Source organism: Leuconostoc rapi (assembly GCF_016908715.1).
Classification (GTDB): Bacteria; Bacillota; Bacilli; order Lactobacillales; family Lactobacillaceae; genus Leuconostoc; species Leuconostoc rapi.
The window spans coordinates 30,471-43,123 of sequence record NZ_JAFBEK010000005.1 but is presented as its reverse complement, the minus strand read 5'-3'; the positions used below and the strand labels follow the sequence as shown (position 1 = coordinate 43,123).

The window sequence follows — 12,653 nt, the reverse complement described above, 5'->3', positions numbered from 1 at the left end:
ATAATTATAGATGTAAAGGAGATGTGGAAAAATGATCAGAAGCAGCAACTTTATTAACCGTAATCACGATCGTGTGCGCGGACAAACTTTAAACTGGAGTGATAATGATGAGATTTGATATTAAGGCGTATTTGGATGATAATTCGCTGACAATTTACCGTGTAGCGAAAGATTCTGGATATGGTTATACAACAATCCATAAATCATTTAATAAGACGCAATCAGACGCAACCAGTTTAAACATGCGAGACCTTGATGCACTGGCTAAAGCACAACATCAAGCGATGTGGGAAGTGTTACGCGACCTTGAGAAGTTATATTTTAACTCTGATGAGGATTAATTTTTAAGGACAATTAAATAAAAGGGAGAATTTTAAATGGCTAACGATAATTTTTTTAATGATCCATTTGGATCAAATATGAATGATATTTTTAACAATATGATGGGTAATATGAATGGTTACAATTCTGAAAACCGGCGTTATTTAATTAATGGACAAGAAGTGACACCAGAACAGTTCGCGCAATATCGACAAGGTGGACAGTTACCAAACGGTCAACAACAACAGGCCCCAACAGCCGGGAACGGGCGTATGGTAGCACCACAACAACCAGGTCAAGTTAAGCAGGAAGGGATGCTTGCTAAATTAGGTCGTAATTTAACACAAGAAGCACGTGACGGGCTTCTTGATCCAGTCATTGGCCGTAATAAGGAAATTCAGGAAACGGCAGAAATTTTGGGACGTCGTACGAAGAATAATCCGGTGTTAGTTGGTGATGCTGGTGTTGGTAAAACAGCCGTAGTTGAGGGACTTGCACAAGCTATTGTCAATGGGGATGTACCAGCTGCTATTAAAGATAAAGAGATTTATTCGATTGATATTTCTAGCTTGGAAGCAGGAACACAGTTCCGTGGTGCTTTTGAAGAAAATATTCAAAATTTGATGAAAGAAGTGAAGACAGCTGGTAATGTGATCTTATTCTTTGATGAAATTCATCAAATTTTAGGTGCTGGATCAACCGGTGGCGAAGATGGTGGTAAAGGGTTGGCTGATATAATTAAGCCAGCTTTGAGTCGAGGTGAAATTTCAGTCATTGGTGCAACGACGCAAGATGAATACCGTAATACGATTATGAAGAACGCAGCGCTGGCACGTCGTTTTAACGAAGTTACCGTCAATGCACCATCACCACAAGATACTTTACAAATTTTAAAGGGTATAGCTGCCCTATATGAAAAGCATCATCATGTTTCATTACCTGAAAATGTTTTAAAAGCCGCGGTTGATTATGCTGTTCAGTACATTCCGCAGCGCTCATTACCAGATAAAGCAATTGACTTGTTAGATATGACAGCAGCACATTTAAGTGCTAAAAATCCAGTCACTGACAAGGTTAGCTTAGAGAAGCAACTCAGTGATACAAAAGCAAAGCAAGAAAAGGCTGTTGCTGAGGAAGATTTTGAAGCAGCACTAAAGTATAAGAATGCAATTGCCGAACTAGAACAGAAAATTTCAGGGGCAGATGAGGCGACTAAAGTTGTGGCAACTGCCAATGATGTCGCTGAGTCTGTGGAGCGATTGACGGGCATCCCCGTGTCACAAATGGGTGCTTCAGATATTGAACGTTTGAAGACGATTGGGGCGCGGTTAGCTGGCAAGGTAATCGGTCAAGACGAGGCAGTTAATATGGTCGCCCGTGCGATTCGTCGTAACCGTGCTGGTTTTGACGAAGGGAATCGGCCAATTGGTAGTTTCTTATTTGTCGGACCAACAGGTGTGGGTAAGACAGAACTTGCTAAGCAGTTAGCATTAGATATGTTTGGTAGTAAAGAAAATATTGTACGGTTAGATATGTCAGAATATGCGGATTTAACGGCAGTTTCAAAGTTAATAGGAACGACAGCTGGATATGTCGGCTATGATGACAACAGCAATACACTGACAGAAAAAGTACGCCGAAATCCCTATTCAATTGTGTTATTGGATGAGATTGAAAAAGCTAACCCACAGGTTTTGACGTTGCTCTTGCAGGTCATGGATGATGGACGATTGACTGATGGTCAAGGAAACGTGGTTAACTTCAAAAATACTGTGATTATTGCGACATCAAATGCCGGGTTCTCAGATAAGAGTGACGGAGAGTTGATGGACCGTTTGGCTCCTTATTTCCGTCCTGAATTCTTAAACCGGTTCAATGGTGTGATTGAATTCTCCGCCTTGAGTAAAGATGATTTGAAGCAAATTGTGGATTTGATGTTAGCAGATGTCAACCAAACATTAGCTAAGAAATCATTGACGTTGCAGGTTTCTGATGCTGTTAAAAATCATCTCATTGAGTCTGGTTATGATGAAGCACTCGGTGCACGACCATTACGTCGTGTGATTGAACAGCAAATTCGTGATCAAGTGACTGATTTTTATCTAGATAATCCAGGCGAAAAACAACTTAGTGCAGATTTAATTGATGGCAAGGTTGTTATCTCAGCTATTGTGCAGCAATAATATTGAAGAAACCCAGTTAGCCGTATCAAGGTTAACTGGGTTTTTATGTGCTTTAATCGGGAGAAACAGTTAAAAGTCAAAAAATCTTGTCTAGACGACAAAGCTTACCATCATTGCTTGTATTCAAGCTTGTCTATACATAACCCTTAAAATAGCTGTTCGCATTATTGTAAGCGCTTACAAATGATGTTATATTTAACTTGTAGACATCGGTAAAGGAGGCCCAGTGATGAACAAATATCAGACAATTCATGATGAACTACTCAAGGACATTAATGATGGGAAGTATCCTGATAATGCCAAATTACCCAGCGATTTTGCACTGATGAATCGTTACCACGTTGCTCGCGAGACGTCGCGAAAAGCCGTGGCAATGTTAGTGGATGAGGGCTACGTCATACGTATCAAGGGACGTGGGACGTTTGTTATTAATCAAAACCGTTATTCTTTTCCGATATCTCATGTTGAAAGTTATCGTGAGTTAGCAGCACGGTTAAAATTGGATGAACGGACGCAATTAATTTCAATTTCAGACAAAAATGTACCGACATATTTTGATTATGGCGAAGATACAGAACTACCAGCAACAGAAATTATTCGTGTGCGTAATGTTGATAACGAGCCTGTTATTGTTGATCGTGATTATGTGTTAAAAGCAGTTGTGCCAGAAATTAAAAGCTTATCAACTTCATTGTCTTTATTTGAATTATTTGAGCAACAGCTAGGTCTAGTGATTAGTTATGCCAAAAAAACGATCACAATTGAAGCTGCTAATGCTATTGATAAACAGCTCATGCTAGTGAAGGAACCCATGGCAGTTGTGGTTATTCGTTCAGAAACATTTTTAAATGATGGCAGAATCATTTCATTTACAGAGTCAAGGCACCGTGCCGACCGTTTTAAAAGTGTTGAATTTTCTAGAAGGCATTGATTTGAATGCGATTCAAGTTAATGCTATCACGCAGATATTACGTTAGGCGTTCATAGGAGAAGAGAAATGACAAATATAAAAATTTTGGCGCCTCTTGCTGGTCAACTTATACCGCTAACAGAGGTTAAGGATCCGATTTTTAGTAAAAAAACAATGGGTGAGGGTTTTGGAATAAAGCCTACTGGGCACCGTATTTTGGCACCAGTGACAGGTGAAGTAATTGCCTTACAGGGACATGCATTTGGTTTGCGGACATCAGATGGTCTAGAGGTCTTAACACATGTTGGTCTTGAGACTGTAAGCCTTGCGGGTAAGCCGTTTTCTTGGACAATTAAACTAGGTGATCATGTAACGGCTGGCAATCAGGTAGGTACGGTTGATTTAAAACAAATTAGCGCGGCCAACTTGTCGACAACAACTATTGTTGTAATTACGAATACAGCTGAAAAATTAGCAAAACTAGAAATTAACAACTATCGAATCGTCACCACGGGTGAAACCGTTGCTGTTGCGACAGTTAAAGCATCCCCAAAAATTACAGGGAGCACCGATAAAAAGTCTACCAAGGGGTCAGCTAATCAATATGCGAATCTAGCAACTGATATTATTGCAGGTGTTGGTGGCGGACAAAATGTGGATAAGGTGATCCATTGCATCACAAGATTACGTTTTTATTTAAAAGATCATACAGCTGCCGATAAGTCAGCTCTCGAAAAGTTAACTGGGGTAGCAGGAGTTAATTATGCTGAATCTTTAGGGCAATATCAAGTGGTTATTGGCCCCGCTGTGGCTGATGTTTATGATGAAGTGGTTGCGCAGTTAGGCGACAGTGTCGTTGATAATGAAGCAACTCATGAGGCCATTGCTGAAACAGCGGCAGCCAACAATAGCTCTAAAAATCCATTCGTGCATGCGTTCCAAGCAATTATTGGTACGATTACTGGTGCGATGATGCCAATTATCGGTTTGTTGGCTGCCGGTGGTATGTTAAATGGGTTCTTGAGTTTAGTGTCTAACAAGGCATCGTTTTCTGCTATTTATTTTATTGATCCAGCCTCAAGTACGTTTACGATTTTACAATCAATGGCTATGGCACCGTTTTATTTCTTGCCGATTTTAGTTGGCTTCTCGGCGGCGCAGCAGCTTAAAAGTGATCCGTTCGTTGTTGCGGCAATTGGTGCGTTTTTGATTAAACCCGAATTTATTAATTTAACAAATCCGCATGTTGTTGATAATCAGATTGTGCAACCTGTGAAAACTTTAGGTTCACTATTTGGTGTTAGTTTAAATGCCAGTTTCTTCGGATTACCAATCAATATCCCAAGTTATGCCTATTCAATTTTTCCAATTATCTTTGCAGCGTGGTTAGCACGCCCAGTAGGTAATTGGCTTAAAAAGAAGATACCTTTGGTACTACGTTCAATTTTTCAACCTTTGTTGACCTTGTTTATCGTTGGGTCGGTCGTTTTGATTATTGTAGGCCCAGCCATTACGTTGACCTCTCAAGGTATCTCTACTATTGTGAATTGGTTGCTGCATCTGAACTATCCTTTGTCCGGCTTGATCATTGGTGGTTTGTATCAAGCCTTAGTTATCTTTGGATTGCATTGGATGGTTGTCCCACTGATTGCCAACGAAATCGCGCAAACTGGTCATTCGACATTGAATGCTATTGTTAACTTTACAATGATCGCGCAAGGTGCTGGTGCATTGGCTGTTTGGGCTAAAACTAAAATTCCATCACTTAAAGGTCTTGCTGGTGCAGGATTCCTTTCGGCAATGGCAGGTATTACTGAACCTGCTATGTATGGTATTAATTTAAAATATGGTCGTGTGTTCTGGATGGCGAATATTGGTGGCGCGGTTGGTGGTTTAATTGCCGGTTTGTTTAATTTGAATATGTACGGTTTCACCGGTTCATTGATTGGTTTCCCGTCATTTGCTGTGCCAAAAGGTCAAGAAGGTATTGCAAATAATATGTTGATATTCTGGCTTGCTTCAGCAGCAACAATTGTTGTTTCATTTGCAATGGTCTACTTCTTCGGCTTTAAAGATTCAGATACAAACGAAATTAAGTCAGTTGAGAAGAAGAATGCCTTTAAAGACGCGGTAGGTAAATAAAACGACTAACGTTTTAAGGAGGAAACATGACAGAACAAAATTGGTTATTATCTTATCATGACATCGTCAATGGTGTGAAAAATTATGGTCGTGAAAGCTTATTGAGTTTAGGAAATGGTTATCTGGGATGGCGAGGCTCATTAGTGACAAGCACATACGGAGATGACGATTATCCAGGATTGTATGCAGCGGGTGTTTTCAACCAAACGTCGACACCAGTTGCTGGTCGTTCGGTTATTAATGAAGATTTAGTTAACTTGCCAAATGTGCAATTGATGCGTATTAAAGTTGATGGCAAACCATTAATAATTAATAACGAGACAATAATATCTTTGAATCGATATCTTAATTTCAATAGTGGTGAATTGGTAGACCGGTATCGCGTTGTTGTAGATAATGAGCCATCACACTACATTGATATCGAAACAACTAAAGTAGTGGATCCAATTGCTTGGCATCGTTTAGCATTAGAATTTAAAGTAACACCGAGCTATGATGTTAATTTAACGATTGCAGCAGAAGTTGATGGTCAAATTGAAAACAAAAATGTTGCTCGTTATCGTGATTTTGATTCGAAAGAATTTATAGTTAAAGCCGTAACTGATCATGTGATGACAGTTCAAACGCGAACGACTGGTGTAACAGTTGCTTTAGCTTCTCAATCAAGTGGGGATAACGTGATTGACAAACATGTGTTGTCCACAGAAACAACGGTTGCAGATTATTATAACGCATCTGGGCGAGCGAATCATACGATAACAATTCATCGGGTCATGGCTGTTGCAAGTACACTTGAAACTAAAACAGATCTTGTCGCGTTTGTTAAAAACGAAATTAACCAAACAACTTTCGAAGATGTTCAAAAAAATAGTCAAGACTATTGGCATCAATTGTGGTTAACAAAAGATATTGAGATTACTGGTGATGATGCTATGCAACAACTCATTCGTATGAATATCTTCCATCTAAATCAGCTGGCCAATCCTCATGCTAATCCTCTTTTAGACGTGTCAGTGGGATCTCGTGGGCTAACGGGTGAGGGATATCGTGGTCATATTTTCTGGGATGAAATATTTGCCATGCCTTATTATTCGGCGAATGAACCTCGTGTTGCGCGCGCAATCCTAAAGTATCGTACAAATCGTTTGTTAGCAGCTAAACGTAATGCTGTTTCTGAAAATGAGATAGGTGCAATGTACCCCTGGCAGTCGGGGATGTATGGGGATGAACAAAGCCAATTAATCCACCTGAATACTGTTGACAACACGTGGATTCCCGATAATTCACGACTACAGCGCCATGTTTCTTTGGCAATTGCGTATAATATGTGGGTATATCAAAGAATATCAGGTCAATTAGACCATCTCGATCATCACGGATTAGAGATGTTAATCCAAATTGCCCGTTTCTGGATAAATAAGGCAGAATTAATAGATGGACGCTATACAATTGCCGGTGTGATGGGACCAAATGAGTTCCATGAGGCAGCGCCTGGTGCGCATGTCGGTGGTTTGAAAAATAATGCCTATACAAATTTGATGGTTGTTTGGTTGTTAAATTATATTGATGAACTATCACATCAGTCAGACATTGATTTTGAAAAAGTCGCACAAACAGCTGGTTTTACGAGTAAAGAGCAAGAAAAAGCAGTTCAATTACGACACCACTTAAAATTATCTATCAATAAGGATGGTGTTGTTGAGCAATATGAAGGATTCTTTAAGTTATCACAACTTGACTTCTCAGTTTATGAGGCAAAGTATGGTGATATTCACCGTATTGATCGTTTATTGAAATCTGAAGGGAAGTCACCGGATGATTATCAAGTTATCAAACAGGCTGACTTTTTGATGTTAATCTACAATTTGGGTGCGACACATACACGTCAATTAGTTGAACAGTTGGGCTATGTGTTACCTGATCAATGGTTAGCCAGAAACACAGCTTATTATTTGAAACGAACGACTCATGGTTCAACAACTTCCCGACCAGTATTTGCTGGTATTTATCTCGAACTTGCGCGATTGGGCGAAACGGTATTTGAAGATGATGCTTATAAGTTTTTAACAGATGCTATTCGATCCGACTATGATGACATACAAGGTGGCACAACAGCGGAAGGTGTGCATATGGGCGTGATGGGTGAAACATTATCAGTTATTCAAAATGATTACGCCGGTGTAGATATGCGACATGATCGATTCCAATTAAATCCTCGTTTGCCAAAGCAATGGTCAGCATTACGATTTTCACAACTTTATCGCGGCGTGCATTTGAAGATTAACATCACACCCCAAATAATCTCGATTACGAGTGATCAACCTATTGAGATCAATATTTATGGTGAAGTAGTTGCTGTCAAGGCGAATGAAACTAGAAAGGTTGTTTATCATGGTTAAATTTTCAGATATTAAAGGATTTACTTTTGATTTGGATGGTGTTATTACTGATACAGCAAAATTTCATGAACAAGCGTGGCATGATTTAGCAACGGAACTAGGGGTTGAATGGTCTGATACGTTAGGCAGTCAACTAAAAGGTATTGGGCGGATGGATTCTTTAAATATGATTCTAACTGCAGGTGGCAAGCAAGATCAGTTCAGTGATGATGAAAAAGTTGCGTTTGCTACGAAAAAAAACACGCACTATGTTGCACTCATACAAAGCATTACACCAGATGACATTTTACCAGGTATGACTGCATTTTTAGAGGAAATTAAAGCTGGTGGTTATCTTGCAAGTATTGCAAGTGCTTCGAAAAATGCCCCTCAGATACTTAAAAAGCTAGGGATTACAAATTATTTTGTTGGTATTGTTGATCCATCAACAGTATCACGGGGTAAACCAGATCCTGCAATATTTGTTAAAGCTGGAGAACTTTTGAACCTACAACCCAAACAAATTATTGGTATTGAAGACGCAAGTGCCGGCGTCCAAGCTATTAAAGCAGCTGGACAAACAGCACTTGGCGTTGGCGCAGCGACGCAATCAGCTAATCCACAATTATGGGTGCACGACACAGCAGATATTTCTCTTAAGATGATAGCTACGACATTAGGTAGTGATTGATCAATAATTATCATTAAAAACAAGCACAGCACGAGACGTTTTAATCAAAACGTCTCGTGCTGTTTTCGTTTAAAAAAATTGATGATCATTAAAATAGCTTGATATATCAGTAGTTACGGAGTGTTATCATATCAGTTAACTTAACGTTAAGAATTTATTTAACGGTTTACATAAGTTACATAAATTACTTTAGTTTCTTTTTGTTAATTAGTTCACAAAATTAAGCTATCATAGTCATTGAAAAGTATAAGAAATTTATTGGAGGCTTTGAAATGGACTTTTGGAATGCGTTGGAGAAGACATTTACAAATGTAAATATTGTGAGTGCGATCACATCAACAGTATTTATTATTTTAATTGGGTATGGTATGCGAAAAAGAGGTGTTTTCACAGATGCCTTTGCTAAAACATTGACCAAAGTTGTGTTAAGTGTGGCATTACCAGCATTAGCATTTACGTCGTTTATGCAACCAATTGATGCTCAAACACTAGGTCAAAGTACGAATGTTTTAATTTGGGGCATTGTGATGTATGTGGTTTTAATTTTTATCATGAATCCTTTCTTTGCTATGTATAAAACACAAGGCGACAGGCAGATGACTTTGAAAGTCTTGTCTATCTTTGGATCAACAACATTTTTTGGATTACCTATTGTTGGTGCAGTATGGGGCGCTAAGGGTATTCTGTATGGTTCGATTTTTAACATAGGTTATCGGATATTTCTTTATTCATATGCTTATATCAAAATGTCTGGGTTGAAAATGGAACTTGCGAACATTAAGAAAATGTTTCTCAATCCAATCGTTATTGCCACATTTTTTGGTTTACTATTATGGCTTATTCAAGGGGTCGTACCGACAGTTAGTGTGATAGATTTAGCTGGGAAAACGCAAAATGTTGCTTTTTATCGTATTGATTTGACAGCATTATGGTTAATGAAACCATTAACTTATTTATCAGGTCTAGCCTCGCCTTTAGCTTGGTTAGCAATTGGATCAACTTTGGGATCAATATCATTTGGTAAGGCATTTTCCGATAAAACATCATGGTACTATACTTTTATTAAAATTATTGTTGTACCAGTTATTAATATTATTTTGCTAACCTTATTGTCGATAACACATATTTTGCCAGTCGATCAGACGGCTCTAGCAGTTATTGTGATTATGATGGCCACGCCACCAGCGACCGTTGCGGTGTCGTATGCTATTAGTTTTGATCGTGAGGCGCTATTGGCATCAAACACATCATTACTTGCAACGTTAGCTGCGGTAGTCATGACACCTGTTTGGATTGTTGTACTAACGATTATTGCACATACTGGTTTATTTAAATAATTTGGAGGATAACATGTTTAAAATAACAGCCTATGGTGTTCGAGAAAACGAAGTTAATTACTTTCACAAACTCAATATTTTCGATTATGATTTAAACTTGATTCCTGAAAACTTGACACAATCAAATATTGAGACTGCAAAGGGTTCTGACGGCATTTTATTGCGTGCTAATAATGATGGCTCGGAGCCAGTATTACGCCAATTAAAAAAATGGGGGATTAAATACGTATTCACACGAACTGTTGGATATGATCATATTGATCTGGAGGCAGCATCAGAACTAGGAATTACAGTGGCACGCGTACCCTCATATTCACCCTATGCTGTCGCTGATTTAGCAATGAATTTGGGGATTACTTTAGTACGCCGCACGGCAATTGCAACATCACGTGCAGCGTTGGCTGACTTTAAAATCGAGACTGATTTATTTAGTAGAGAAATTCATGATTTAACAATTGGCATTATTGGCACAGGAAAAATAGGATTAGCAGAAGCAAAATTATATCAGGGTCTTGGGGCTAAAATTGTCGGATATGATATTTTCCAGTCCGATGCTGCAAAAGAAGTGTTGACGTTTGTATCACAAGATGAACTCCTAGAAATATCTGATATTGTTAGTTTACATGTTCCTCATTTTCCAAACAAAAATGACCATTTCTTTGATGAAAAATTAATTAATAAAATGAAGAAAGGGGCAATTTTAATTAACACGTCCCGAGCAGAAATAACAGATCAATCAGCAATTATTCAAGCTATCAAGAATGAGCAGTTAGGTGGATTTGGGGCTGATGTTGTCTTACGTGAAAAAGAAATATTTGGCCATCGGTTTGATAAGAATCATATTTTAAAGGATAAAGAAGTGACTGAATTACTTGACCTATATCCTAAGGTACTATTAACACCACATATTGGCTCATACACGGAAGAAGCGCTAACAGATATGATTAATATTAGTTATCAAAATTTCAATGACATGCTTATCAAAGGCACGACACTTAATGAAGTGGCACTGACACAGTCGTAGACATTACTCAAGGATTCAGGGCACCTGGATCTTTTTTATGCTATATTCAACGGTATAGGATAGATGTTGAAAGGTTTAGTATGCATAGAATTAAAAATGTACCATTACAGGTTATTATTATTGCTATTGTTCTTTTAGCTACTGTTATTTCGTTAGGTACAACGGGTATATTGTTACAACAAGTGATTGAACGTAATGAGCGGCAGATTATTAATTTACGGTTAAAAAATATTGCACAAATGGCTGCTAACGATTCGACGGTTGTCAACAGCTTGTCTTCAGATGCAAATAAAGCGGATAGACTTGCTGTTCAAAACTATGCGCAGCGTCTGACACAGACGGAAAACATTGATTTCGTTGTGGTATTAGATAGAAAACTTGTTCGATTATCTCATCCTAATGCAAAGGAAATTGGAAAAAAATTTAGTTCACCTCGAGATGCTGCACCGACATTATTAGGTCAGGCCCATTTTTCAAAAAAAGTCGGCATACTAGGGTTAGGTTACCGTTATTTTGTGCCAGTATATAGTAATACACACGATATTATAGGTTTAGTCAGTGTAGGATTGACCGAGAATACGATAGCTCAGTCAATCAAAACAGCACGACGTCCAATTTTAATGGGACTTATTATCGGACTATTAATTGGTATAGTCGGATCAATACTATTAGCTAAGCGATTGAAAAAGGTACTATTAAATATGGAACCTCATGTTATCGCCAAAAAACTAGTTGAAAAAAGCACCATTGAAGATAGTATGATGGAAGGGTTATTAGTCATTGATGATGATCATACAATAATTGCTAAAAACAGCATGGCTAATAAATTACTTCCAAATGTAGGGCATGTTGGCGATAAATTAGTGGCAGAAATTTATCAAACATTTTTTACGGTCATCTCAAGTGACAATAATACGAATAGAGTCGTGTTTAATGCACGAGAATATCTGTGTTCTGCTGCCAAACTGACATATCCTGAAATCGGTGCACTGGTTTTGTTTCGCGATATTACTGATTTGAAAGAAATTGTTGAAGAATTGGATGGTACTAAACAGTATGCTCAAGCGCTGAGGGCACAGACGCATGAGTTCATGAATAAATTACAAGCTATTTCTGGTTTAATAGAATTAAAAAAATACCATGAAGTGACCGAACTTATCCCACAATTAACCAATGATTATCATCAAAACGTTGGCTATGTGACGTCGCATATTAAAATACCAGTGATTGCTGGTTTTCTAATTGGTAAGATTAATTATGCCAAAGAACATGAGGTTAGTTTAATCTTGCGGGAAACATCTAGTATGCCTGAGTTAGCTATTTCAGGCAGAGAGATAACAAATATTATTAAAATTTTCGGCAATCTTATTGACAACGCTGTTGATGCTGTTGCACGTCAAAACACAAAGGCAATTGATTTATTCATACAATACGATGAAGCTGGCCGGGCATTGCTTATAGAAATTATAGATAGTGGGTTAGGGGTGCCAGTTGAACAGTACAATCTCATTTTGAGCGCTGGTTTTTCAACAAAAGGGGCACATCGTGGCTATGGTTTGGCTACAATCAATGATATTATAATGGCGCACCAAGGATTTATTGATATTAACTCGGCGCCAAATAAAGGTACAAAAATTTATATAGAATACCCATTAGAGATATGAGGA

9 protein-coding genes are annotated in these 12,653 nt (G+C 38.3%); all 9 read left to right on the top strand.

Annotation, left to right across the window (positions count from 1 at the left end; translation table 11 throughout):
• The first annotated feature begins 107 nt into the window (after nt 1-107).
• On the top strand, nt 108-341 hold the full coding sequence (locus tag JOD28_RS06050) for a transcriptional regulator (protein ID WP_204770014.1): 234 nt from the start codon (nt 108-110) through the stop codon (nt 339-341).
• 36 nt (nt 342-377) lie between these two features.
• Complete coding sequence (locus JOD28_RS06045; RefSeq protein ID WP_204769939.1) at nt 378-2,504, top strand: AAA family ATPase; 2,127 nt, start codon at nt 378-380, stop codon at nt 2,502-2,504.
• 229 nt (nt 2,505-2,733) lie between these two features.
• Entirely contained in the window at nt 2,734-3,435 is a 702-nt protein-coding gene (gene treR / locus JOD28_RS06040; RefSeq protein ID WP_204769938.1) for a trehalose operon repressor, read from the top strand.
• 66 nt (nt 3,436-3,501) lie between these two features.
• Complete coding sequence (locus JOD28_RS06035) at nt 3,502-5,556, top strand: PTS sugar transporter subunit IIABC (protein WP_204769937.1); 2,055 nt, start codon at nt 3,502-3,504, stop codon at nt 5,554-5,556.
• A gap of 26 nt (nt 5,557-5,582) precedes the next feature.
• Entirely contained in the window at nt 5,583-7,955 is a 2,373-nt protein-coding gene (locus tag JOD28_RS06030; protein ID WP_204769936.1) for a glycoside hydrolase family 65 protein, read from the top strand.
• Nucleotides 7,948-8,625: a beta-phosphoglucomutase gene (gene pgmB / locus JOD28_RS06025; RefSeq protein WP_204769935.1), complete on the top strand. Its 678-nt coding sequence runs from the start codon at nt 7,948-7,950 to the stop codon at nt 8,623-8,625. Before JOD28_RS06030 ends, pgmB begins: the two co-directional genes overlap by 8 nt.
• A gap of 272 nt (nt 8,626-8,897) precedes the next feature.
• Complete coding sequence (locus JOD28_RS06020) at nt 8,898-9,962, top strand: AEC family transporter (RefSeq protein ID WP_204769934.1); 1,065 nt, start codon at nt 8,898-8,900, stop codon at nt 9,960-9,962.
• 13 nt (nt 9,963-9,975) lie between these two features.
• Nucleotides 9,976-10,986, top strand: coding sequence for an NAD(P)-dependent oxidoreductase (locus tag JOD28_RS06015; RefSeq protein ID WP_204769933.1), 1,011 nt, complete (start codon nt 9,976-9,978; stop codon nt 10,984-10,986).
• An 80-nt stretch (nt 10,987-11,066) separates the two neighbouring features.
• Entirely contained in the window at nt 11,067-12,650 is a 1,584-nt protein-coding gene (locus JOD28_RS06010; RefSeq protein ID WP_204769932.1) for an ATP-binding protein, read from the top strand.
• The last annotated feature ends 3 nt before the right edge of the window (nt 12,651-12,653 follow it).